Raw genomic sequence first — 22,855 nt, forward strand, 5'->3', positions numbered from 1 at the left:
GGCCTCACGCAGCATTTTCTGCTGAATGTAAGGCGACGCCAGCCGTGCTGCGATCAAGGACGGCTGCCCACGCTCGCGTTGCGCAGCCTGCTGTACGCGAAATTCTCGCGCCTCAACCCATGCGCCGTGGCCCCGTCGAGGCCCGCACAATGAGTTGCGGCGGCGGCGCAAGCACCATCGAAGGCTGCTGTTCAGGCGCCTGAATCAAACGGATCAGACTGTTGATCGACAACTCCGCGACGCTCGCCGTTTGAATGGCAACGGTCGTGAGCGCTGGGTGCACCTGGTGCGCCAGTTGAATGTCCGTGATGCCGATGACCGACACGTCGTTCGGCACCGATCGGCCAAGCGTGATCAACGCCTGTGCCGCACCGATCGCCAGCAGATCGTTGGTCGCGAAAATCGCGGTGAGGTGAGGGCGGTTCGCCATCAACTGCATGCAGGCGGCGTAGCCGGCGTCTATCGAGTCGCGGATCTGCAGCACCGCGGCGGCGTCTGCTTCGATCCCTGCCTCGCGCATTACCGCCCGAAATCCATTGGAGCGCGCATCCTGCAAGCCACCGCAGCCATCGCCGATCAGCAGGCCGATCTCGCGGTGACCCAGTTCGAGCAGATGCCTCGCGGCTAGCGCGCCCGCATGAGCGAAATCCACGGCGATGCAGGGCAGCGCGGGCGGCGTCTCCGGGTGTTCCCACATCGCCAGCAAGATCGGCGCGCTGTGCGTGGCCGACGCGCACAATTCGTTGAACTTGATGTCCGTGTTCATCACGAGGACACCGTCCGCGAGCGTGCCGGCGATCTGGTTCAGATACGCACGTCCGACCTCCGCATCATCGTCAGTATTGCAAACCATCAGGAAGTATCCCGCTTTGCGTGCCGCTCGCTCGGCGGCCAGCACGAACTCGGGGTAGAACGGGTTCGAGATGTTCGACAGCATCAAGGCCAAGGTCGACGAGTGGCCCTCCGCCAGCGCGCGCGCATTCAGATTGGGCCGGTAGCCGAGATCGGCGATGGCCTTCAGCACGCGTTCGGCCGTCTCCGGGCGGACCTTCTCGCGGTTGCGCAGGACGTTGGAAACGGTGGCGGCGGTAACGTGCGCGCGCTTTGCTACTTCGGAAAGGGTGACCATGTTCTGTTTATCCCATATTCAGGGAGCGCAATTCAAATGTTGCAAGCAACCGGCGACGTTGATAACTTGCTGGAAAACACAGCGGAGACACCCACCATGACTTTTTCCCTCAAACTCGAATTTAAGCGATTAAATGCCTGCTGCACAAGAGCCAGCCGTTTATTTTTCATAGAAATTTAAGCGGTTAAATCCGGGGGGCAGAAGCATGGCTACGATTCGTCTTACGAACGTGCAGAAGTCGTACGGTGACCATCCGCCGGTGATCCGGCGCGTGAATCTCGAGATCGCGCAGCACGAGTTCTGCGTATTTCTCGGGCCCTCGGGTTGCGGCAAGTCGACCCTGCTGAGAATGATCGCCGGTCTCGAGGACCTGAGCGAAGGCGAGCTGCACATTGGCGGCCGCCTTATGAACGATGTGCCCGCCGCCGGGCGTGGCGTGGCGATGGTGTTCCAAAGCTACGCGCTGTTTCCGCACATGACCGTGTTCGACAACATGGCGTTTGGCCTGAAACTCGCGAAGCAACCCAAAGACGTGATCGACCGGAAGGTGCGTGAAGCCGCGCGCATTCTTCAACTGGACGCCTTCCTTGACCGTTATCCGAAAGCGCTTTCGGGCGGGCAACGGCAGCGTGTTGCGATCGGCCGGGCGATCGTGCGCGAACCGGGCGTGTTCCTGTTCGACGAACCGTTGTCGAATCTCGACGCCGCATTACGCGGCCAGACGCGTGTCGAAATCGCCCGACTGCACCAGCGCTTCGCGAATGCGAGCGTGGTTTATGTGACCCACGATCAGGTCGAGGCGATGACGCTGGCCGACAGAATCGTGTTGCTGCACGCAGGAGCAGATGCCGAGCGCTTCGGCAGCATCGCGCAGACCGGCGCGCCGCTCGAGTTGTATCACCATCCGAAGTCGCGCTTTGTGGCGGGCTTCATTGGTTCGCCGCGAATGAATTTCGTCGATGCGGTGGTCGATTCGATCGAAGCGGGGAAGGTGGCTGTCACGCTGACGGAAAGCGGCGAACGGCTGGTCGCTCATGTGGACGGTCAACGTCTTCAGCGCGGCCAGCCCGTCACGCTCGGCGTGCGCCCGGAACATCTGCGTTTCTCCGGCGACGAGCAGTTCATTCAGTGCGTCACGGTGTTATCCGAACGACTCGGCGAGCACAGCTATATTCACGCGGATCACGGGGCCGGCACGCTCATCGCCAAGGCCCCGGGCGATACGCTGATTGGATCGGGCGAGCGCATCTGCATTCACGTTCCGCCTGCCGCATGTCATCTGTTCGATGCTGAGGGCGTTGCATTGCGTCGCAGTACGTTCGAGCCTGAGAGAGTTGCCGCTTGAGTTGCCTGGCGCATCTCAACCCAAGGCACCACCGAGTTCACAAAACCCTATTCCGCCACAGAGCGGGTACATCGTCTGGCAGCGGTTCGCTGTCAGCCAACAAGGTAGTCAAGGAGACATAAGATGATTTCTCTTCGCCTTCGCCGTCTGGCACACGGGTCGATTGCGGCCGCTCTGGTCGCGGGCGCTCTCTGCGCCACTGCGGCCGACGCGGCCACGCTGAGCGTCAATGTATCGGCGCGCGGCAATCAGCGCTCGACCTGGCAGGACGCGTTCGACAAGTTCAAGAAAGCCAATCCCGACGTCGACCTCAAGGTGACCTACATCACCGAGGAAGCGTACAAGGTGCAGATGAGCGGCTGGCTCGCCACCGATCCGCCGGATGTCGTGTCGTGGCACGACGGCGAGCGGATGGCGTATTACGCGCAACGCGGCCTGCTTGAAGACCTGTCGTCGGACTGGAGCAAAAACGGCTGGTCGCAGCAGTATGCGTCGGTGAAAGAAGCATCGACGTATAAGGGCAAGCAGTACGCCGCGCCGCTCGGCTACGATGCCTACGGTTTCTTCTATCGCAAGGATCTGTTCGAGAAAGCCGGCATCAAGGGCGAGCCGAAAACGTGGGATGAATTTCTCGACGCCTGCAAGAAGTTGAAAGCAAGTGGTGTCGCGCCGATTGCCGTTGCGGCGCGCGATAGCTGGACGCTCGCGGCCTGGTTCGACTATCTCGACCTGCGCATCAACGGCAATGGATTCCATCAACAGTTGATGTCCGGTGAAATCCCCTACACCGATCCGCGCGTTAAAAAGGTCTACGCCGCGTGGAAGACGCTGATCGACGATCACTACTTCATCGACAACGCGCTCTCCTACGACCTCGATTCGATTGCACCGTTTCTCGTGAACGGCAAGGCGTCGATGATGCTGATGGGCACGTTCTTCTCAGCAAGCATTCCGGCATCGGTCAAACCGCAGACCGGCTTCTTCCGCTTCCCGGTCGTCGACGCGAACGTGCCGATGGCCGAGGACGGTCCGGTCAACGTCCTGCTGATTCCGGCGAAGGCAAGGAACAAGGCCGACGCCCGCAGGCTGCTCGCCTTCATGGAACGGCCGGAGATCAATGCCGATCTCGCGAAGGGCTGGGGAACGCTGCCGTCGAACAGTCTGGCGACCGAACCTGACGATCCGATTTCGAAGGTCGGCTTCCAGACGCTCGCGAGCACGAAGGGCGGCATCGCGCAGTTCTACGATCGTGATATGCAGAAGGAAATGGCCGACGAAGGCATGAAGGCAATGCAACAGTTCTACAGCGATCCGTCGCAACTCGATGCGGTGCTCGTTCGCCTCGAAGCAACCCGCCAGCGCATCTACAAGAAGTAAGCCCCGCAGCGCCAGTGGCGTAGGCAACTGGCGCCAGCCTTCGATCTCCGACGAGGCCCGATCATGTCTCATTCCGCAGCGCGCCGCTTACCCACGGCGCGGCACCGGCACGTCTCTACGACGCGCCGTCATCAGCACCGCGCGGCGCTTTTCTTCCTGTTGCCGGGCTGTGCGTTGTTTTGCCTGTGCGTGGTCTACCCGATCGTCAGCAGCATTTCGCTCAGTTTTTACAACTGGGACGGCATGACACCGAAGACGTTTGCGGGTTTCGATAACTACATCGAACTGTTCCACGCGGACACCTTCTATACGGCGCTCCAGAACAACCTGATCTGGCTCGCGCTGTTCCTCCTGGCGCCGCCGCTCGGGCTGCTGTTCGCGTTATATCTGAACCAGCATATCCGTGGCATGCGAGTCGTGAAGTCGCTGTTTTTCGCACCATTCGTGCTCTCGGGCGTGGTGGTCGGGCTTGTGTTCAGCTGGTTTTACGATCCCGGTTTCGGCTTGCTGCGATTGATCGTCGGTCACGGCATTCCTGTGCTCGGCGATCCGCATACCGTCACCTTCGGCATCGTCTTCGCCGCGCTCTGGCCACAAACGCCGTTCTGCATGGTGCTCTATCTCACCGGCCTGACCGGCATCAATCCGGAAGTGGTCGAGGCGGCGCGCATGGAGGGCGCGAAGGGCGTGCGCCTGCTATGGCACGTGATCCTTCCGCAACTGCGGCCCGCGACCTTCATGGCCGTCGTGCTGACCGTGATCGGCGCGCTGCGCAGTTTCGATCTGATCGCGGTGATGAGCGGCGGTGGTCCGTTCGACAGTTCAACCGTGCTCGCCTATTACATGTACGACCAGGCGATCAAGTACTACCGCGAAGGTTATTCCGCGGCGATTGCCGTCGTGCTGTTCGCCATCATGCTCGTCTACATCGTGTTCCATCTGCGCCGCATGCTGCGCGAAGAACGCTGATTTCCAGGAGTCACGTGTCATGTATCCGCTTCCCGTCGAACGCTGGAGACCGCTCAATCGCGCGCTGTACAAAGCGTCTTTGCCGCTCGCGCTATTGGTATGGCTGCTGCCAATGCTGGCCGTGCTCGTCACGTCGATCCGCTCTTCCGACGAGTTGTCGCAAGGCGACTACTGGGGCTGGCCGAAGCATTTCGCGCTAGTCGAAAACTACGGCACGGCGCTCACGCAAACGCCGATGCTTCATTACTTCGCCAATAGCGTGTTGATCACGGTGCCGTCGGTGATCGGCGCGATCGTGCTGGCGTCGATGGCGGGCTTCGCTCTGGCGACCTACCGGTTTCCGGGCAATACCGCGGTGCTGTTCGCCTTTGTAGCCGGCAACTTCGTACCGATCCAGATTCTGATGATTCCGGTGCGCGATATGGCGCTGAAAGTGGGTCTCTTCAATAGCGTGTGGGCGCTGGTGATCTTTCACGTGTCGTTTCAGACCGGCTTTTGCACGCTGTTTCTGCGCAACTTCATCAAGCAGTTGCCGTTCGAGATGATCGAGGCGGCGCGTGTGGAAGGGGCGAGCGAATGGACGATCTACTTGCGTATCGTCCTGCCGCTGATCCGGCCCGCGCTCGCCGCGCTCGGCATTCTCGTATTCACGTTTGTCTGGAACGACTACTTCTGGGCGCTGTGCCTCACGCAGGGCGATGAGGCCGCGCCGATCACCGTGGGTGTCGCGGCGCTTAAAGGCCAGTGGACGACGGCATGGAATCTCGTCGCCGCCGGATCGGTGCTTGCCGCCTTGCCCTCCGTGCTGATGTTCTTCCTGATGCAGAAGCATTTCGTCGCCGGCCTGACTTTCGGTGCAAGCAAAGGCTGATCGCCCGTTTGCCGTCATCTATCAAAGAGACTCTCTCATGCAACTTGGTGTTTGCTATTACCCGGAACAATGGCCGCGTTCGATGTGGGCCGACGATGCAAAACGTATGGTCGAACTCGGCATTACGCATGTGCGGATCGCGGAATTCGCGTGGAGCCGGATGGAGCCGCGCGCCGGCGAATTCGCCTGGGGCTGGCTCGACGAAGCGGTCGAGACGCTGGCGGCTGCCGGACTGAAGCTCGTGCTGGGCACGCCGACCGCGTCGCCGCCGAAGTGGCTGATCGACGCGTACCCCGACGCGTTGCCGGTGCGCGCGGACGGCGTGCGCTGGAATTTCGGCTCGCGTCGTCACTACGACATTTCCAGCGAATCCTATCGGCGTGAGTGCGTTCGCATTGTCACCGCGATGGCGGAGCGCTACGGACGGCATCCTTCTATTGTCGCGTGGCAGACCGATAACGAACTCGGCTGTCACGAGACCGTGCCGAGCTATTCGCCCGCTGCGCTGACGCGTTTTCAGGCGTGGCTGCGGCATCGTTATGAAAGCGCTGATGCGTTGAACGAGGCTTGGGGCAACGTGTTCTGGAGCATGGAGTATCCGTCGTTCGAGGCAATCGGCCTGCCTAACCTCACACCGACCGACGCCAACCCGATCCATCTGCTCGATTTTCGCCGCTTCATGTCGGATGAGGTGGCGGGATTCCATCGCGAGCAGATCGACGTGCTGCGCCGGCATGCTCCCGGGGCGGATCTGCTGCATAACTTCATGGGCTTCTTCACGACTTTCGATCATTACCGCTTTGCCGAAGACAACGCGCTCGACGTGGCGGCATGGGACAGCTATCCGATCGCGCGCACTGAGTCGATCGCGTTGCCTGACGAGCAGAAAGCACGTTACGCACGCACCGCGCATCCTGACGTCTCCGCCTTCGATCATGACCGTTATCGCGCGATCGGCGCCGGCCGGTTCTGGGTGATGGAACAACAGGCAGGGCCGGTCAACTGGGCGCCGTGGAATCCGGTGCCGGCGAAGGGCATGGTCAGGCTGTGGGCGTACGAAGCGTTCGCGCATGGCGCGGAGCTGGTGTCGTATTTCCGTTGGCGCCAGTGTCCGTATGCGCAGGAACAGATGCATTCCGGCCTCAATCTGCCGAACAACGAACTGTCGCCTGGCGGCCTCGAAGTGCAGCAGGCGGCGCGTGAAATTGCTTCGTCCGCGGCACTGTCCGCGCTCGGCGCACCGGCGCGCGCAGCCACCGCGATCGTGTTCGACTATGAGACGCAGTGGATGTTCGAAATTCAGCGTCACGGCAAGACCTTCGACTATCAGACGCTCGCGTTTGACTACTACGAGGCGCTGCGTGAGCTGGGCCTCGATGTCGATATCGTGTCGAGCAAGGCCGACCTTTCGACATACAGACTGGTGGTGGTACCGAGCCTCGCCGTGGTCGACGACACGCTCGTGGACCAGATCGAGCGGAGTTCGGCGCAATGGGTATTCGGTCCGAGGAGCGGCTCGAAGACCCCGACCTTTGCTATTCCGGCGAGCTTGCCGCCTGGCGCGTTGCAACGCGTTCTGCCGATGCAGGTGCTCGAAGTCGAAACGCTGCGCCCGACGCTTAAGCCGGCGCTTTCGATTGGAGACACGCAAGGTGAGGCGATGCATTGGCGCGAGCACGTTCGCGCCAATGGCGAGACGACCGTCGAGGCGCAATTCGACGACTCGTGGCCGGCGATCCTCGCTTATGGAAAGGTTCGCTACGTGGCGAGTTGGTTGTCGCACGCGCTGCATCGCGAGATTTTGCAGCAGGCCGCGAAGGATGCCGGCGTCGGGACGCAACGGCTGGCTGACGGCTTGCGCCTTCGCCGGCGCGGCGATCTGACCTTCGCGTTCAACTTCGGCCCGGAACAGGTGCAAGCGCCAGCACCTGCCAACTCGACGTTTGTACTGGGACATTCGCTGTTGAAAACCGGCGATGTCTGCGCGTGGAGGAACGCGTAGCCGCTTGCATCGATAGGCGTGAGCAAGTTGGAAGAGGGCGGTATCGAAAAAAATTGAGGGTGAAATTCAAACGCTTCAACCCGGAACAGGCGGCCTTTGAAAGAGCCGCCATTCAATCGATGGAGGATGACAGATGAACAGAAGAGAAATGCTGGGATGGCTCGCGTCTGCTGGGGCGGCCGCCGGTGTGGGCGCAACGCTCGGCGTGCCTGCGGTGGCCGGCGAACTGGGCCTGTTCGGACGTGGCCATGGGTTCGCGAAAGGCGCGGACGTGTCGACGCTGCTGGAGCTCGAAGCCAATGGAGCGAAGTTTTACGAGCAGGGCATCCCGCTCGACTGTCTCTTCATGCTGAAGAGTCACGGCGTCGACTCGATCCGGATCAAAGTATGGAATGATCCTGGCAATCCGAATTTTTTTCCGGCAGACCAAAGCCCCGCAGCCGGTTATAACAACGCCGAACATGTCCGCGTGCTGGCTCGCCGCGCTGCCGCGCTCGGCATGCGCGTGCTGATCGACTTTCACTACAGCGACTGGTGGGCCGATCCGGGCAAGCAGTATCCGCCTCATGACTGGGCCGGCAAGGATATCGAGCAAACCTGTGCGCTGTTGTCCGGGTACACGTCGAACGTCCTCAAGATGCTCAAGCACGACGGCGTGCATCCGGAGTGGGTTCAGGTCGGCAATGAAATCACGGGCGGCATGCTGTGGCCGCTCGGCAAGTACGACCAGTGGGACAACCTCGCGCAGTTGCTGAAGGCCGGGCACGACGCGGTCAAATCGGTCGATGAGCGGATCAAGGTCATGCTGCACCTCGACAGCGGCGGCAACAACGCGACAAGCCGCTGGTGGTTCGACAGCGCGGTACAGCGCGGCGTCACGTTCGATGTGATCGGCCTGTCCTACTATCCGCAGTGGCAAGGCTCGCTAGCCGACCTGCAGAACAATGCGAACGATATGGCGACCCGCTACGACAAGGATGTGATGGTTGTCGAGACCGCCTATCCGTGGACGACCAGCGACGGCGATTCGGAACCCAACGCGATGACAAACACCGGCTCCACAACGTTCCCGCAAACACCGGCTGGTCAGACGCAATTTATCGACGCGGTGATGGACATCGTGAAGGCGATACCCGGCGGTCACGGCAAGGGGGTGTTCTGGTGGGAGCCGGAATGGATCCCTACGCCGAACGTCGGCTGGAAGGTCGGGGCGGGCGATCAGTGGGACAACAACACATTGTTCGATTTTCACGGGAACGCGTTGACGTCGCTGGATGCGTTTCGCAAGCGGTAGCTCTGGAGGCAGCGCAGCGACATGCTCTGGACGGACCGCAGGCACTAGTTCGAGGGTGCCTGCGATTTGTGCTGGTTTGCACAGTCCGAGGTGAACGCCATGCTGGCCTGGTCGGGGGTCATGTGCGGCGCGTCCGGGCTGTAGATCTTATCGATGATGATAGCGACCGCTTGCCGGTCGGACTCACCCTTGTAGTACTTTGCCGCTTGAGCAAGCGCCTGCTCTTTCGTCTTTTTGTGCGCCCGCCACGATGCTACCTGGCCGGCGATATCGCCGATCGCAAAACACTGATCGCTGACTGTCTGGGCAATGGCCTTCACGGCCGGCTGGGTGAGGCACGCCACGAGTACTGCCGATACAACTACGCGTTTCATGACCAAAATCCTGGCGTTAAATGGTTGACGGTGCGCAAGCGGTGGTATTCCCATCGCGGCAATCGAACGAATCAAATAGCCGCGTAGTTTATCGGGAAGTGGGACGTGCCGCTTTTTTTAACCGCGCTAGCTCACTCGTGGCTGTTTGGCAGGCCGCATCTTGCTTAAGGTTTAGATAAGGTTGGTGCTGTATGGTCCGGCCAAGGATTTTTCTATGCGTGACGAGGTGCATGAGATTTTTCTGTGGTTGGGCGAAATAACTGGCAATTAAATAGGAATACGATATAAAAATTGCGAACGATTGAAGGCGTTTCGTTGGCTCATCGTCATGAATTCTTAGCGTGCGAAAGATATGGTAGTGAATATCCCACTGACGATAATCAAATACCATGAATTCATTCAAAATAACGTGTATTGCGGGCTTGGTCTCGGTGCTTGCCGCATGCGGAGGGAGCGACAACGTATCGACCGCTTCGGGTACGACGCCGTCTTCGTCATCGAGCATTCCTGTTCCCTCATCGGTCGCGGCGGCTCAGTCGGGCTACAAGATCTCGGTGTTCGCCAAGGCGCCCGGCACGCTTCGCCCGGACGATCTGCTTCTGCACGGCGGCAATATCTTCGCCATCGCTCAGGACAACAATAACAATCCGGATGGCACCAACGTCGCAGGCACCACGCCGCAGAGCCAGGTAATCGAGTACGACATGAGCGGTAACGTTGTGCGCACATTCAATGTGCCGGGGCACCCCGACGGCCTGATGGAATACGATTCGCACACCATTTGGGTTAGCACCAACGAAGACGCTGACACGATGATCATCGTGATCGATACCACGGCGAATACCCAGACGACGTTGACGCCGGATACGGCGCCGATCCACGGCGGCGGCCTGGACGATATGAAGATGCTCAACGGCGTCGTGTATACCAGCGCGTCCAATCCGAACGTGGGTGCGGCCACCGCGACGGCATCCAACGGTGTGAGCACGGTGCCGGCGGTGTACAGCGTCACGCTGAATTCGGACCATCAGACGTTCCATCTGACGCCCGTGCTGATGGGCAACGCGACAGCGAACAACATCCCCACCAATACGCAAGTCACGCTCAATATGACCGACCCGGATTCGATGGCGGCCGATCCGAGCGGCAACCTGGTCGTGGATAGCCAGCAGGATTCGGAACTGGTGTTCGTCTCCAACCCCGGTGCGAATCAGTCGGTGAGCGTGCTGCCGTTGACGCTGTATGGCAATTCGTGGCCTGTTGACGACACCCGTTGGGCGCCGTCAGGAAATTCGTTCATGCTGCTGGCCGACAACAAGGCGCAATTGATCTATCGGATCGATGCAACCGCAGGCTTCACGGCCGGCACGGCTTACAGCGCGGGCCAGGGCACCCTCCTGCAAACGAATACGTCCACCGGGGTGATGACGCCTGTTTTCACGGGCTTGGGCACGCCGCACGGACTGATTTTCGTCAACCAGTAAGAGCAGCAAGTCAATGGGCCGCCTGTAGCGGCCCATTCAACCCGCCTGCGTCTGCGGGATTGCGCGGCTCCTGATCAATGCCCAAACGACTCCGCTTTCGCGCCAGCCTCGGCCGTCACATGCGGGCGTGCTGCCTGCTTGATCAATAAGGCCACGCACGAGATCAGGCCCGCGACCGCGACCGTCGCGAAGATGCCGCCGAACGTGAAGTGGCGGCGCGTCAGCTCGGCCACGAGGAACGAGCCCGCGATCCCGCCGAAGCGGCCGATCCCCAGCATCCACGCCACGCCCGTGCCGCGACCTTGAGTCGGATAAAACGCGGCGGCCAGCGCCGGCAGCGACGATTGTGCGGTATTCATCAGCACGCCCGCGACGAACACGATGAACACCAGCGCGCCCACGTTGCCGACCGCCTGGCCGATGAAGTACACGCTCACAGCGGTCAGCGCGTAGCAGGCCGCAATGATGCGGTTCGCGTTGAAGCGGTCCATCAGCACGCCGCACAGCACGGCGCCCACGCCGCCGAGCGGGAACAGCGCGGAAATCAACGTCGCGCGTTGCGGCGTGAGTCCGGCGTCCTTCAGCAGGATCGGCATCCAGTTGATCGAGGCGTAGAAGATCACGAGGCCCATGAAGTAAGCAATCCACAGCATGACCGAGCCAATGATGTACGAACGCGAGAGCACCACGCTCATGCCCTTGCCGCCGGTTTGCGGCGCGGTCTCCGTCATGATGAAGCTGCCGGCTTCGGCGGCGTCGCTCGAAATGCGCGCGAGCGCTGCGCGAATCCGTTCAACTGGCTTGCTATTGGCCACCATGTAGCGAACCGACTCCGGCATCTTCACGACCAGCACGATCAGCAGGACCAGCGGCGTGATACCGCCGAGCAGCAGCACGCTGCGCCAGCCGAAGTGCGGAATCATCCACGCAGCGAGAAAGCCGCCGAAGGCCGCGCCCAAAGGAAAGCCGCAGAACATCAGATTGATCACGGTCGCGCGGCGGCGATCCGGGCAGTATTCGCCCATCATGGTCACGGCGTTCGGCATGGCCGCACCGAGGCCGACGCCGGTGATGAAGCGCAACATCGTGAGGTGTTCGATGCTGTTCGAGAACGCCGAAGCGAAGCAGGCCACACCGAACAGGAGCACCGAGCCGAGCAGCATCGAGCGCCGGCCGAGCCGGTCGGACAGCGGCCCTGAGCCAAGCGCGCCGCACGCGAGGCCGAACAGCGCCGCGCTGAGCACTGGCGCGAGCGCCGGCCGGGTGATGCCCCATTCAGCGATCAGCGACGGTGCAATGAAGCCGATCGCGGCTGTGTCAAAACCGTCCAGCAGGACGATGACGAAACACATGAAAAAAATGAGCCACTGGAACGGCGAGAAGGGATGGTCGTTGATAAACGTTTGAACGTTCACGGCGGTGCTGCGGCTCATGGTGGTCTCCTGACATGCAGAACATGGGAAGGCTCGCCGTCACGAACCTTCCTTTCTTTTACGATCGTACGCTGGTTAGAAGCGGTGCACGATGCCTACGCCGGCAACGCACGGGCTGCGCGACGACGACGGCGCGCTCGGCAAGCCGTCGCCTATGGTCGCAGTGGCCGTGATGGTGTGGCCCGAACCCGTCGTGTCGAGCGTGTTGCATGTTGGTGCGCTGGAACGCCTGCGGCGCGCATCCGATTTGTTCGCATATAGAACGCTGATTCATTATGCGAACGACCTCGAACTGTAAGTAGTTTGACAAAGAGGAGCAACGCGGGATTACCCGACTATATTGCAGATGCCCACGAATGGGGCGGAGCAAAGGAATAGCGGGAACGGTTGTGGATGCCGCAGCGAGGGGGGGCGTCGGGAGTGCGGCTTGGGGCAGGGTGAGACGGGAGCGAGCGCCGGGAGACGGCGCTCGGGGTAGGGCTCAGAAGATCACGTAAACTTTTCGCATGGTTTCCTCGACTTCCCAAAGCCCTTCTGTATTGGCTTCGAAAAAGAGCGTGTCGCCGCTTTCAAAATGGACGGTCTCTTCGTTATCGGGTGTAAAGCGGCCGCGCCCCGCGAGGAAGTGCATCACCTCGGCCTGCTTGATCGAGCGGCGATACGTGCCGGTCGTGCACTCGAAAATGCCGGTGTCGATAGCTTCGCTGCCCTTGATGACGCGCTGCACACCCGACACCTGGAGCGGTGTTGTGCCGGGCAGCCCCGCAGTGCCCCAGTCCTCCAGATTCGGCAGACTCACGCTTTGTTTGATGCTTTGAACCTTCATGTTCACGTTACCTTTTGAATGTGCGGGAGCCGATTCATCGGCCGGCCGTATTGAAACTCGTGTTTGCGTTCGAGACGGTCTGTTCGATCTTGCCCAGCCGCACGACGGTAACGCCTGGGCGCAACTGCCGCAGCGACGGCATCACCAGCATGCAGTTATCGTAAGGCGTGACCACCGCTTCGCCATTCGACCAGCCGATCACCGCGCCGGCATCCGGAAAGATCTCCAGGCCGGTGTACGGCGCCGCGAAACGAAAATCCATGCTGGTCGCGACCACCGGTTGCGTCACGCGAACAATGTGTTGGGCGGGCGGCAGCGGCGCCAGCCAGCCGCCCGGCAGATCCGCTTCGTCGATCACGCCGGCCAGCAGCAGGAAGCGCGCGGTCGTGTCGCGCGCCACGGCAACCGCGCTCTGTTCCCAGTGTTGTCCGCATTCGATCAGCAACGCGTTTTTTGCACTGTCCGCCGAGCCGAAGCCTTCGTAATCGCGCATGCGGCGACCCTCGGGATGACCTGCGTCACAGATCACCGTGGCGGGCGTGCCGAGACGCACCGCGAGGTCGATGCCTTTCTGCAGCGGTCCCGCCACGATCAGCGGCTTGCTCTTCTCATGCATCGAATGCAGATCGAGCAGCATGTCCACGGTGTCGGTCACCGGGCGTATTTCGCGTGCGCGGGCCAATTCGCTCGACGTGCTCGATGTGTCGTCGAGCATCGCGGCGGTCCACACGCGATTGAAGTCCTGATCGACGAAGCGGGCCGCGTCGGGCTTTGCAGGATCGAAACGCTGGTAGGCCGCGACGTTCGCAAAGGCGAGCGTGAGGCATCCGCGACGCGGCCTTAAGCCGCGGCGCAGCAGTTCGTCGACGACGATCGCCCCGCACACTTCGTTGCCGTGCGTGAGCGCGTTGATCATCACATGCGGTCCCGGCACGCCCGAGTCGAACGTATGAACGTAGGCGATGCCGGACGACGATTGTTCGTGAACCGAAATATCCGGGAACTCGACTTCGATGGGGTAGATTTCCGTGCTCATTCGAAAGTGTCCTCGAGAGAGGGTTGGGGCCGACAGGCTCAGGCGAGTTTCCCAGCGATCGCCTGACCGACTTCGGTGGTGTTCGCCTTGCCGCCGAGATCGCCGGTATGCGGGCCTTCGATCAGCGTTGCTTCGATCGCCGCGAGAATCGCGTCATGCGCCTCGCGTTCCGCGCCCTCATGCTTGCCCAGGAAGTCGAGCATCATCGCGGCCGACCAGATCATCGCGATCGGATTGGCGATGTTTTTACCGGCGATATCGGGCGCCGAACCGTGCACCGGCTCGAACAGCGACGGAAACTTGCGATCCGGGTTCAGATTGCCCGACGGCGCGAGGCCGATCGTGCCCGTGCAGGCAGGACCGAGATCGGAGAGGATGTCGCCGAACAGATTGGTTGCGACCACGACGTCGAAGCGGTCCGGGTTCAGCACGAAGCGCGCACAGAGAATGTCGATGTGCTGCTTGTCCCACGTCACATCTGGATACTGCGCCGCGATACCGGCCGCGCATTTGTCCCACCACGGCATGCTGATCGCTATGCCGTTGCTCTTCGTGGCCACGGTGATCTTCTTGCGTTCGCGCCGTTGCGCGAGATCGAACGCGAACTTCAGCACACGCTCGCTACCGTGCCGCGTGAACACGGATTCCTGCAGCACGAACTCGCGCTCGGTGCCTTCGAACATGACGCCGCCCACCGACGAATATTCGCCCTCGGTGTTCTCGCGCACGATCCAGAAATCGATGTCGCCCGGCTTGCGGCCCGCGAGCGGCGAAGGCACACCGGCGAAGAGCCGGGCAGGGCGCAGGTTGATGTACTGATCGAATTCGCGCCGGAACTTCAGCAGCGACCCCCACAGCGAGATATGGTCAGGCACGGTGTCGGGCCAGCCAACCGCGCCGAACAGAATCGCGTCGGCCGATTGCAGTTGGGCTTTCCAGTCGTCCGGCATCATCTTGCCGTGCCTCGCGTAGTAATCGCAGCTTGCCCATTCAATGTGCTGATACTCCAGTTCGATGCCGAAGCGCTTTTGCACCGTGTCCAGCACGCGAATGGCTTCCGGCATCACTTCGACACCGATGCCGTCGCCGGGTATGACCGCAATCCGATATTTCTTCGACATGTTCCTGCTCCTCCTATTTGGGCGTTCGGCGGTTCAACGATTCAACGATTCGATTGCGGTTATTTTATTCCTGCCGTTTGAGCTTAAAATGGTCGCTTTAGTTAAGCCACTGTGCACGATTCGTGCATAAACGGAAACCCTATGAACGCCGTTCCGTCACCCGATCTCGGCGATTTGCGCGTGTTTTGTGAAGTGGCGCGCAAATCGAGTTTCAGCGCGGCGGCGGAGGCGCTGTCGGTGTCCGCGGCGTATGTCAGCAAACGCATCAATGTGCTCGAGACTACGCTCGGTACGCGGTTATTGCATCGCTCCACTCGGCGCGTCGCGATTACCGAGGCCGGCGAGCGCGTCTACACATGGGCCGAAAAGATTCTCGACGACGTCGATCAACTGGTGGAAGACGTCTCCACTACGCGCCGCATTCCCGGCGGCAAGCTGCGCATCTCCAGCAGCTTCGGTTTCGGCCGCCGTTTCGTGGCGCCCGCGCTGGCCCGCTTCTCCGAGCGATATCCACAACTGAGCGTGAGGCTCGATCTGTTCGACCGTCTCGTCGACGTGGGCGGCGAAGGCTTCGACCTCGATATCCGGATCGGCGACGAGATCGCTCCGCACCTGATTGCGAAGCGGCTCGCGTCGAATCATCGTGTGTTATGCGCTTCGCCCGGTTATCTCGCACGGCATGGCACGCCGCGGCAACTCGCCGATCTGTCCGCACATGCGTGTCTTGCTATCAAGGAGCGCGACCATCCATTCGGTCTGTGGCGCTTGAATGTGCGCGGCGAAACGGCGTCGATCAAGGTCACCGGGCCGCTTTCCACCAATCACGGCGAAGTGGCCGTGCAATGGGCGTTGGCCGGTCGCGGGATCGTGTTGCGCTCGATGTGGGACGTGCGTCCGTTGCTCGACAGTGGCCAGTTGCAGCAGATTCTTCCCGAGGTCACGCAACCCGCGAACCTGTGGGCGGTGTACCCGGCGCGGCTTGCGCAATCGGCGAAGGTGCGGGTGTGCGTCGACTTTCTGAGCGAGGAATTCGCGCAATGGAGTCCGCCGCCTGAGACGGCGGCACCTTCAGGACAGGCGACCTGAATTCGAAAACGGCCCGCGCCGGATCAAGACCTCAAGACGTTATCCGCCGTATCGATCAGATCTCCAGACGGTAGCCCACGCCGTACACGGACGCGATCGGCTCGCTGTCCGGCCGTGCGCCCTGCAGCTTGCGGCGCAGGTTCTTGATATGGCTGTCGATGGTCCGGTCGGTGACCACACGGTGATCCGCGTAGAGATGACTCAGCAGGTAGTCGCGAGAAAAAATGCGTCCCGGCGATTTCATCAGGCGCTTGACCGGCGCGAGAACGATGCGGGCAAGGATCAGTGCGACGAGCGCCGCGAGCACGACAGCAACGCCCGCGATCTCCCAGGTCGAGCGTTTTTGCTGCGCCTGGAACGCGATGTCCGCAGCGTCCGAAAGGGTGTCGGGCCCGTTCACGGAGAGCCAGCCCACCACCTTGCCGCTATAGACAACCGGTCTCATCGTGCTGCCGGGCGGCGGAGGCTGGCCGGTGCTCGCCACGAGTTCATGGCTGGCGTCGTAGAGTGTGACGGGCGGCCCCTCGGGCGGCGTGTCGCGAGCCACGCCGTCACGCGAAGGCAGCGAGGCGGGAGATGACGCCAAAGGGGTTGAAGGCGCAGGCCGGTCATAGCGACTGTCACCGCCCGCGACGCCGCTTGCCGAAACACGGTCACGCTCCATCGCCATGTCCTGATTGGGTGGTGGCGCGGGCGGAAGGCGCATGCCCCAATGCGGTCCTTCTGACGGGCCCGAGAGCGGCCCGAGCAGTTGCTGAACGCTGCCGCTGCCCGGAAAGGTTCGCCAGCCCGGCAACTTGCCTAACTGCGCGGTGGCGAGTTCTTCGCGCAGGGCGTCGTGTGCGGCGCCGTCCAGCAGCGCGAGCCATGCGTCGGGATGCTCCCGCAGGAAGCTCCAGTTGCCGTGAGCGGCGTATTCACTCGTGACCTTCGCCATGACGGCTTTGATGCGCCCGGCGTTGCGCTCGCGAACATAGTGCAGGAAGCCGTTTTCGAAGCTCACGCGCAAGGCGTATCCCATAGTTAGGGAAATCGCGAGGCATGCGACTAATACCGCGAGGAACATTTTCCAGGTAATTCCAAAGCGGCCAAATCGGCCAAATCGGCCAAAGCGCATCTTCATTCGCTGTTGCCGCACGTGCGAGAGAAAGGTCCTGAAAGGGCGGCCTGGACAAATTCGGATCGTTTCACTTTGCATGGCTGAATTCTAGATGAATGCGGTGTCAATCCACAGTTGCCGGCGAATCTCCACAACTTCTCCATCCTTTCTTCGTTGTGTCTGCGCGTTGTCTGGATATGATGGTATGGCACTTTTACAGTGGCCTGACAAAGAGGCCATGTCCGATGGTGAGTTCCGTCAGTTCAGTCAGTGGAGCAATCTCATGCAAGTTTCTTCACCTGCGATCCGTGCCGAATCGCGCGGTTTCCAGCCCGGCCGAAAGACAGCCGCCGTTGCCGGCGCCCGCCGCGAGGCTCAAAACGGCCTTAGCGCACCACGCGTTTCTGATGCCGTGAAGATACGCGGCTGCCGCGTTTCCGCGCCGCTCATGCAGCCGTGGGGCGAGTGCTGCCGGATCGTCGAGTGGATCAACCGCAACGGCGAATACTCCTGCATTGCGGTGCGAGGCGCCGCGACCGTGGCCGAGATCAGGGAGCGCGTGAGTCTGCATCGCATCGGTCAGCGTCACACCCTGACCGATGACCCCGCTACGCCTGCGAGCCGCGTGCGCCTGCGGCGAGCCTAAGCGCTGCTCAACCTCGTTACTGAAAGTAGATCGGTCCGGCAGAAAGGGAGTGTAATTCAGTCAAAAAAACTTCGGTGTCCTATGGCTGTCTGACTGACAAGATCAACTTTGAGCATTCCGTTATGCGCGTCCTCATACTCGTCCTGGCCGCGGCAGCGATCTGCTGCCCTTCAATCCGCCATGGATTGCGCCTGGAGAGCATCAATGCTTTCTCCCGCGGCAACGGCACCGGGCGCGTTTCCGAAGGCGCCGCGGATGATCTGGGCGCATGCACGCCTGCATGCACGTATAGCGTTATACGCGCATGCTCGCGGGACTCTCTCAGTCCATTCCATCGTGCATCGTAATCGCACTTTCGCGTACCTCATGCGAGGGTGGCGACTCTGGCGAGGGTACGAACATATAGCCTCGTCCGCGCAAGGTCTGAATGAACCTCGGGGCGGACGGATCGGCTTCTATCACGCCGCGTAAGCGGCAGACCGCAACGTCCAGACTGGCCTTCTGGCTTTCCGCCCTGCCTAGCTGGCTGTTGACCATCGCGCGCGTCAAGATTCGCATCGGGTTGCTTGCAAACAGCTTGAGTAAGGCAAACTCGCCGGATCGCAGCGGGATTTCACAGCCGTCCCTCACCAGGCGCCGCGTCGCAAAGTCTATTTGGTAACTGCCGAACAAAACCTTCTCACGAATTTCCGGGGCATCGCAGAGCGAGCGGTTGCAGCGTTGCACGGCGCGCTTGATCCTGGCGGTTAATTCGTGAGGATCGACTGGGTCGACGATATAGTCATCCGCGCCCAATTCGAAAGCGACGATTTTATCGACGATCTCGTCGGAGCTGCTTTGTACGAAGATGGGCATGTCGTAGCCCGCTAGCCGGAGTTGCCGCAGCGCTTCTCGTGCTTCAATCATCGGCGACTCGGCACGCAAGAGAATCGCTGACGGACACTCCAGTTCCACCCGGCTGGCAAGCTGAACCGCGCTATACAGTACCGAGAGCGCGATCTGGTTCTTTTGAAAGTGAGAGCGCAACTGATCCCGGACTGATTGATCGGGTTCGACTACAAGCAGGCTGATAGTCATAAATCTGCGTTACCTCCCAACCGGAATCGACGATTGCGGTCTGTGCGATGTTCACGTTCAACAATTCGCTATTTTTTTGAGCGACCTATCGGGCTCAGAAAGCGGACCGTACTCGGTCGCGCTGATGATGAGCGAATGATAGATGCCAATGTCGGAGCAACAATGGCGAAACTGAGAAGACTTTGTGAAAACGGAGCGGGAGGGAGAATGCGCGGTGCTGTGAACGGATCGGGAACCGGTTCAGGCGGGGTAGGACGTCAGGAGGAGTTGTAAGCGCGGCTGAATGATGCGAGTGATGCCCGCGGTCCTCATACACCGACCGCGAGCGGTGTTCCAGATCAGAACGACGTGCCGATCTGGAACTGGAATTTCTGGTACTTATCGGTGGCGTGTTTGACAAGCGGGAAGCCAAGCGACAACTTGAGCGGGCCGATCGGTGAAATCCATTCGAGACCCGCGCCATAGCTGTACCGCAATCCGTTGGCGCCCGTGCTGTTGCCTTCGTCGCCCCAGACGTTGCCGGCGTCCATGAAAGTGAAGACGCGCAGTGTCCGGTCCCAGCCGCTGCCGGGCAACGGGAACGTCATCTCGACATTGGCTACGACCATGCGCGAACCGCCGATCGGGTCGCCGGTCGTCTTGTCGGTCGGGCCGAGCGAACCCGCATCGTAGCCGCGTACCGAGCCGATACCGCCCGCGTAGTAATTCTTGAAGATCGGATACGCCTTTCCAGCAAAGCCGTTGCCGTAGCCGCCTTGAAGATTCAGGCCGAGAATGAAGCCGCGCGCGAATGAATAGTAATACTGCGCCTGAACGTCCGCCTTGTAGTACTCGGTGCCGCCAAGCGGGGTGCCGACCTCGCCATTGCCTTGCAGGAAATAACCCCGGCTCGGCACTAGTGCACTGTCGCGATCGTCCCGGGCCCAGCCCACCGTGACGGGGACATTGTTCACGACGTCGCCGAATTCAGCTACGTAGTCCTTGTAACTTTGAGGCGTCGAGGAATCGATCGACAGCCGGTTCTGTTCGAGACCGACGCCGAAGTAAACGGTGTCGGCTTCGGAGAAAGGAATGCCGAATTTCAGGTCCGCGCCGACGGTGATGATCCGGAAACTCGTGTCGGTGTAGTTGTAAAGGGGATAGGTGGTGCGATAGTAGACGTCGGTAATCCGCTTGATGCCGTCCACCGTGAAGTACGGATCGGTTTGGGTCACCGTCAGCGTGCGGTAGGTCTTCGCGGTGTTCACGTTCAAGGCGAGACTCGTGCCTGAGCCGAACACGTTGTCCTGCGACACGCCCGCTGAGAGCACTACCTTGTCCGTCGACGAGTAGCCCGCGCCCAACGTAATTGCGCCGGTCGGCTTTTCGGTCACCTTGACGTCCACGTCGACCTGGTCGGATGAACCTTCGACCGGCACCGTGGTGACGTCGACATCGGTGAAGTAGCCGAGACGGTTGACCCGGTCTTTCGACAGCGCGAGACGATTCGAATCGAACCACGAGCTTTCGAGCTGGCGCATTTCGCGGCGTACTACTTCATCACGCGTGCGCGTGTTGCCGACCACATTGATATGACGCACGTACACACGGCGGCTCGGATCCACTTGCAGCGTGATGTCGACCTTGTGGTGTTCCTGATCGATCTGAGGCTGCGCGTTGACGGTGGCGAACGCATAGCCGTACTCGCCGAGTTTGTCGACGATGGCCTTAGTGGTGGCTTGCAGCTTTTCAGCCGAGAAGCGCTCACCCGGTTTGATCTTGATGAGCTTGGCCAGCTCCGCCTCGCGATCGAGCAGGTTGCCTGCCAGCTTGATCGACGAAATGGTGTACGGCTCGCCTTCGTGCAGCGTGACCGTCAGGTACATCTCTTTCTTGTCCGGCGTCAGCGATACCTGGGTCGATTCAATGTTGAACTCCAGATAACCGCGATTCAGGTAGTACGAGCGAATGTGCTCCAGGTCGCCGGTCAGCTTGTCTTTCGCGTACAGGTCGTTCTTTGTGTACCAGGAGAACCAGTTCGGCGTGGACATCTGCATTTCGTCGCGCAACGTGTCCGTGCTGAATACCTTATTGCCGATGAAGTTGATCTGACGGATCTTCGCGCTCGGACCTTCAGTCACCGAGAACAACACTGCCACCCGGTTGCGGTCGATCGGTGTGATCGTGGTGGCGACTTCGGCGGCGTAGTATCCGCGCGTCAGGTACTGGCGCTTGAGTTCCTGCTGGGCTTTGTCGAGCAGCGCCTTGTCGTAGTAGCGGCCTTGCGACAAGCCGACCGAACCGAGTGCCTTGGTCAGGTTCTCCTTGTCGAACTCGTGAATGCCGGCGAAGTCGATCGTGCCCACCGCCGGACGTTCCTGAACGTGAACGATAACGACATTGCCTTCAGTCGAAATCTTGACGTCATTGAAAAAGCCCGTGGCGTAGAGCGCGCGAATGGCTTCCGAAGCCTTATCGTCGCTAAACATGCCGCCTTGTTTGATAGGCAGATAGGCGAACAGAGTGCCGGGTTCGATGCGTTTGAGTCCCTCGATCCGGATGTCTTGCACGACAAACGGCTGTGCCGCGTGCGCCGATCCGGTTGTCAGCGTGATGCCGGCGAGCGAGAGCGCGCCCGCAATACGGCTCGTTAAAGCTTGAAGATTCATCTTGGGGTTCTGTCCTGATGCAGCGCGCGTAGCGCAAACAAGAACGCTCGACAGCGAGCGATGCATTCGAAACGGCGTTTTATGGCTCTGGAAAGCGCGAAGTATAGGATCGCGTTTCCCCGCTATCCGTTACTGAAAACTTTCCGCCCATTAGGGTTGCTAACGTGTGCATCGCGCAGGCTGCTCAGGCCGGTGCGGATTACAGCGTGGGCGTGGAAATAATGCGTTACAGATCCGAAGGAAGCGTAGGGCGCGCGTAACCTGAAGCCGGTTTTGCGCTGGTATCGTCAAATGGTCGGCTTTCGCTGCCTCAGGTAGCACCATTTGGAGAATTGATCATGATCGAATTTCTTTCACCGGCGATTCTTGCGGCTGTCTTACGCGTCAGCTCGTCGCCGATCTTCTCGGCATGTCTGGCAATGGCGTCGAAGCGCTCGCTGCGCGACGTGTCCGGCAGCACGGTGAACGCGGCGCAGGGCAGGAGCGTTGCTCATGCCGGGGGCACGCGGGAGGGCGCACGCCGTGTCTGATCTGTCGGCCTTCATGTTGAATTCGATCACGGATATGCAGTTGACGGCGGATGGTCAATATCTGCTCATACACGGCAACCAACCCACGGCGGCACTTCACCGTTCGGTGCTCAATGATCTGCTGGTGGCGCTTCCGAACGCGATCGAGCATGCCGATCGCGTGATTCACAACAATCAGGAGATGGGTTTCGCGCTGCACTGCCAGGGCTGGGAGGTCGGCCGGCTGGACGGAATGGAGATGGTGGTGATCCGGTTCCGTCTTTCCGGCAGCGCGGGGCTGTCGTTTTCTTTGCCCGCGGAGCAGATTCCATATCTGCTGCAGGCGCTCGGTGGCGCGGCGAACGCGGCAGGCGAACAGAGTCCCCGCTCCAACGACGTCACGCTCCAATAGCACCACGCTTACTCGCCGCTGTTCAACCTGATGCACGTCAGGGCCTTTATTCGCCTTTATTCGCCTCGACGCGCCTGTCTTCCTTTCCGATCCTTATCTGTTTTGATACTACGCGGT

At 60.7% G+C, this 22,855-nt stretch carries 21 protein-coding genes; 12 read left to right on the top strand and 9 right to left on the bottom strand.

Annotated elements, in window-relative coordinates; translation table 11 throughout:
- Window positions 1-112: 112 nt before the first annotated feature.
- A complete protein-coding gene (locus KHO23_RS10415; RefSeq protein ID WP_211610934.1) occupies window positions 113-1,129 on the bottom strand; it encodes a LacI family DNA-binding transcriptional regulator in 1,017 nt (338 codons plus the stop codon).
- Between the two features lie 205 nt (window positions 1,130-1,334).
- On the opposite strand from KHO23_RS10415, the gene KHO23_RS10420 reads away from it, so the two are divergent.
- The 6 genes from KHO23_RS10420 (at window position 1,335) to KHO23_RS10445 (ending at window position 8,987) form a co-directional block, all read left to right on the top strand.
- Complete coding sequence (locus tag KHO23_RS10420) at window positions 1,335-2,474, top strand: ABC transporter ATP-binding protein (protein ID WP_211610935.1); 1,140 nt, start codon at window positions 1,335-1,337, stop codon at window positions 2,472-2,474.
- Between the two features lie 123 nt (window positions 2,475-2,597).
- Entirely contained in the window at window positions 2,598-3,851 is a 1,254-nt protein-coding gene (locus KHO23_RS10425; RefSeq protein WP_211610936.1) for an ABC transporter substrate-binding protein, read from the top strand.
- 63 nt (window positions 3,852-3,914) lie between these two features.
- Window positions 3,915-4,820: a carbohydrate ABC transporter permease gene (locus KHO23_RS10430; protein ID WP_211610937.1), complete on the top strand. Its 906-nt coding sequence runs from the start codon at window positions 3,915-3,917 to the stop codon at window positions 4,818-4,820.
- Between the two features lie 19 nt (window positions 4,821-4,839).
- The gene (locus tag KHO23_RS10435; RefSeq protein ID WP_211610938.1) at window positions 4,840-5,691 is read left to right on the top strand and encodes a carbohydrate ABC transporter permease; all 852 of its coding nucleotides are present in this window, start codon (window positions 4,840-4,842) and stop codon (window positions 5,689-5,691) included.
- A gap of 37 nt (window positions 5,692-5,728) precedes the next feature.
- Entirely contained in the window at window positions 5,729-7,693 is a 1,965-nt protein-coding gene (locus KHO23_RS10440) for a beta-galactosidase (RefSeq protein ID WP_211610939.1), read from the top strand.
- A gap of 133 nt (window positions 7,694-7,826) precedes the next feature.
- Window positions 7,827-8,987: a glycoside hydrolase family 53 protein gene (locus KHO23_RS10445; RefSeq protein WP_211610940.1), complete on the top strand. Its 1,161-nt coding sequence runs from the start codon at window positions 7,827-7,829 to the stop codon at window positions 8,985-8,987.
- Window positions 8,988-9,031: 44 nt separating this feature from the next.
- On the opposite strand, the gene KHO23_RS10450 is transcribed toward KHO23_RS10445, so the two are convergent.
- A complete protein-coding gene (locus KHO23_RS10450) occupies window positions 9,032-9,361 on the bottom strand; it encodes a hypothetical protein (RefSeq protein ID WP_211610941.1) in 330 nt (109 codons plus the stop codon).
- A gap of 389 nt (window positions 9,362-9,750) precedes the next feature.
- On the opposite strand from KHO23_RS10450, the gene KHO23_RS10455 reads away from it, so the two are divergent.
- Window positions 9,751-10,845 carry a hypothetical protein gene (locus KHO23_RS10455; protein WP_211610942.1) on the top strand — a complete coding sequence of 365 codons (1,095 nt, stop codon included), beginning with the start codon at window positions 9,751-9,753 and terminating at the stop codon, window positions 10,843-10,845.
- Window positions 10,846-10,919: 74 nt separating this feature from the next.
- Here the strand turns inward: KHO23_RS10455 and KHO23_RS10460 are convergent, their stop codons facing one another.
- Complete coding sequence (locus tag KHO23_RS10460; protein ID WP_211610943.1) at window positions 10,920-12,278, bottom strand: MFS transporter; 1,359 nt, start codon at window positions 12,276-12,278, stop codon at window positions 10,920-10,922.
- 91 nt (window positions 12,279-12,369) lie between these two features.
- On the opposite strand from KHO23_RS10460, the gene KHO23_RS10465 reads away from it, so the two are divergent.
- Entirely contained in the window at window positions 12,370-12,576 is a 207-nt protein-coding gene (locus KHO23_RS10465) for a hypothetical protein (protein ID WP_211610944.1), read from the top strand.
- 183 nt (window positions 12,577-12,759) lie between these two features.
- Here the strand turns inward: KHO23_RS10465 and KHO23_RS10470 are convergent, their stop codons facing one another.
- From KHO23_RS10470 to KHO23_RS10480, 3 genes are read right to left on the bottom strand one after another with little or no spacing between them, the layout of a single operon-like run.
- Window positions 12,760-13,104 carry a cupin domain-containing protein gene (locus tag KHO23_RS10470; protein ID WP_211610945.1) on the bottom strand — a complete coding sequence of 115 codons (345 nt, stop codon included), beginning with the start codon at window positions 13,102-13,104 and terminating at the stop codon, window positions 12,760-12,762.
- A 34-nt stretch (window positions 13,105-13,138) separates the two neighbouring features.
- Entirely contained in the window at window positions 13,139-14,140 is a 1,002-nt protein-coding gene (locus KHO23_RS10475) for a M14 family metallopeptidase (RefSeq protein WP_211610946.1), read from the bottom strand.
- 38 nt (window positions 14,141-14,178) lie between these two features.
- Entirely contained in the window at window positions 14,179-15,261 is a 1,083-nt protein-coding gene (locus KHO23_RS10480) for a tartrate dehydrogenase (RefSeq protein ID WP_211610947.1), read from the bottom strand.
- A gap of 141 nt (window positions 15,262-15,402) precedes the next feature.
- On the opposite strand from KHO23_RS10480, the gene KHO23_RS10485 reads away from it, so the two are divergent.
- Window positions 15,403-16,347: a LysR substrate-binding domain-containing protein gene (locus KHO23_RS10485; protein ID WP_211610948.1), complete on the top strand. Its 945-nt coding sequence runs from the start codon at window positions 15,403-15,405 to the stop codon at window positions 16,345-16,347.
- Window positions 16,348-16,402: 55 nt separating this feature from the next.
- Here KHO23_RS10485 and KHO23_RS35005 read toward each other — a convergent pair whose 3' ends face one another.
- Window positions 16,403-17,350 (bottom strand): winged helix-turn-helix domain-containing protein, encoded by a 948-nt coding sequence (locus KHO23_RS35005; RefSeq protein ID WP_236066786.1) that lies wholly within the window; start codon window positions 17,348-17,350, stop codon window positions 16,403-16,405.
- Between the two features lie 379 nt (window positions 17,351-17,729).
- On the opposite strand from KHO23_RS35005, the gene KHO23_RS35550 reads away from it, so the two are divergent.
- Complete coding sequence (locus KHO23_RS35550; protein WP_211610949.1) at window positions 17,730-18,092, top strand: DUF2866 domain-containing protein; 363 nt, start codon at window positions 17,730-17,732, stop codon at window positions 18,090-18,092.
- Window positions 18,093-18,413: 321 nt separating this feature from the next.
- On the opposite strand, the gene KHO23_RS10500 is transcribed toward KHO23_RS35550, so the two are convergent.
- Window positions 18,414-19,169: a winged helix-turn-helix domain-containing protein gene (locus KHO23_RS10500; RefSeq protein WP_211610950.1), complete on the bottom strand. Its 756-nt coding sequence runs from the start codon at window positions 19,167-19,169 to the stop codon at window positions 18,414-18,416.
- A 338-nt stretch (window positions 19,170-19,507) separates the two neighbouring features.
- Window positions 19,508-21,817 (bottom strand): outer membrane protein assembly factor BamA, encoded by a 2,310-nt coding sequence (bamA, locus tag KHO23_RS10505; RefSeq protein ID WP_211610951.1) that lies wholly within the window; start codon window positions 21,815-21,817, stop codon window positions 19,508-19,510.
- A 338-nt stretch (window positions 21,818-22,155) separates the two neighbouring features.
- Here bamA and KHO23_RS10510 point away from each other — a divergent pair, with 338 nt between their 5' ends.
- Both KHO23_RS10510 and KHO23_RS10515 read left to right on the top strand, forming a co-directional pair.
- Window positions 22,156-22,347, top strand: a complete 192-nt coding sequence (locus KHO23_RS10510; protein WP_211610952.1) for a hypothetical protein — start codon at window positions 22,156-22,158, stop codon at window positions 22,345-22,347.
- Complete coding sequence (locus KHO23_RS10515) at window positions 22,340-22,738, top strand: hypothetical protein (protein ID WP_211610953.1); 399 nt, start codon at window positions 22,340-22,342, stop codon at window positions 22,736-22,738. Before KHO23_RS10510 ends, KHO23_RS10515 begins: the two co-directional genes overlap by 8 nt.
- Window positions 22,739-22,855: the final 117 nt, after the last annotated feature.

The sequence above is a fragment of the Paraburkholderia haematera genome, from assembly GCF_905220975.1.
In the GTDB taxonomy this organism is placed as follows: domain Bacteria; phylum Pseudomonadota; class Gammaproteobacteria; order Burkholderiales; family Burkholderiaceae; genus Paraburkholderia; species Paraburkholderia haematera.

What these genes read in the sequence shown, in the direction of transcription:
- KHO23_RS10465 (WP_211610944.1), top strand. Translation starts at nt 12,370, where the DNA reads ATGCCTACGCCGGCAACGCACGGGCTGCGCGACGACGACGGCGCGCTC.
- KHO23_RS10445 (WP_211610940.1), top strand. Translation starts at nt 7,827, where the DNA reads ATGAACAGAAGAGAAATGCTGGGATGGCTCGCGTCTGCTGGGGCGGCC.
- KHO23_RS10450 (WP_211610941.1), bottom strand. Translation starts at nt 9,361, where the DNA reads ATGAAACGCGTAGTTGTATCGGCAGTACTCGTGGCGTGCCTCACCCAG.
- KHO23_RS10485 (WP_211610948.1), top strand. Translation starts at nt 15,403, where the DNA reads ATGAACGCCGTTCCGTCACCCGATCTCGGCGATTTGCGCGTGTTTTGT.
- KHO23_RS10420 (WP_211610935.1), top strand. Translation starts at nt 1,335, where the DNA reads ATGGCTACGATTCGTCTTACGAACGTGCAGAAGTCGTACGGTGACCAT.
- KHO23_RS10460 (WP_211610943.1), bottom strand. Translation starts at nt 12,278, where the DNA reads ATGAGCCGCAGCACCGCCGTGAACGTTCAAACGTTTATCAACGACCAT.
- KHO23_RS10480 (WP_211610947.1), bottom strand. Translation starts at nt 15,261, where the DNA reads ATGTCGAAGAAATATCGGATTGCGGTCATACCCGGCGACGGCATCGGT.
- KHO23_RS10455 (WP_211610942.1), top strand. Translation starts at nt 9,751, where the DNA reads ATGAATTCATTCAAAATAACGTGTATTGCGGGCTTGGTCTCGGTGCTT.
- KHO23_RS10415 (WP_211610934.1), bottom strand. Translation starts at nt 1,129, where the DNA reads ATGGTCACCCTTTCCGAAGTAGCAAAGCGCGCGCACGTTACCGCCGCC.
- KHO23_RS10500 (WP_211610950.1), bottom strand. Translation starts at nt 19,169, where the DNA reads ATGACTATCAGCCTGCTTGTAGTCGAACCCGATCAATCAGTCCGGGAT.
- bamA (WP_211610951.1), bottom strand. Translation starts at nt 21,817, where the DNA reads ATGAATCTTCAAGCTTTAACGAGCCGTATTGCGGGCGCGCTCTCGCTC.
- KHO23_RS10440 (WP_211610939.1), top strand. Translation starts at nt 5,729, where the DNA reads ATGCAACTTGGTGTTTGCTATTACCCGGAACAATGGCCGCGTTCGATG.
- KHO23_RS10470 (WP_211610945.1), bottom strand. Translation starts at nt 13,104, where the DNA reads ATGAAGGTTCAAAGCATCAAACAAAGCGTGAGTCTGCCGAATCTGGAG.
- KHO23_RS10425 (WP_211610936.1), top strand. Translation starts at nt 2,598, where the DNA reads ATGATTTCTCTTCGCCTTCGCCGTCTGGCACACGGGTCGATTGCGGCC.
- KHO23_RS10475 (WP_211610946.1), bottom strand. Translation starts at nt 14,140, where the DNA reads ATGAGCACGGAAATCTACCCCATCGAAGTCGAGTTCCCGGATATTTCG.
- KHO23_RS10435 (WP_211610938.1), top strand. Translation starts at nt 4,840, where the DNA reads ATGTATCCGCTTCCCGTCGAACGCTGGAGACCGCTCAATCGCGCGCTG.
- KHO23_RS35550 (WP_211610949.1), top strand. Translation starts at nt 17,730, where the DNA reads ATGCAAGTTTCTTCACCTGCGATCCGTGCCGAATCGCGCGGTTTCCAG.
- KHO23_RS10510 (WP_211610952.1), top strand. Translation starts at nt 22,156, where the DNA reads ATGATCGAATTTCTTTCACCGGCGATTCTTGCGGCTGTCTTACGCGTC.
- KHO23_RS10430 (WP_211610937.1), top strand. Translation starts at nt 3,915, where the DNA reads ATGTCTCATTCCGCAGCGCGCCGCTTACCCACGGCGCGGCACCGGCAC.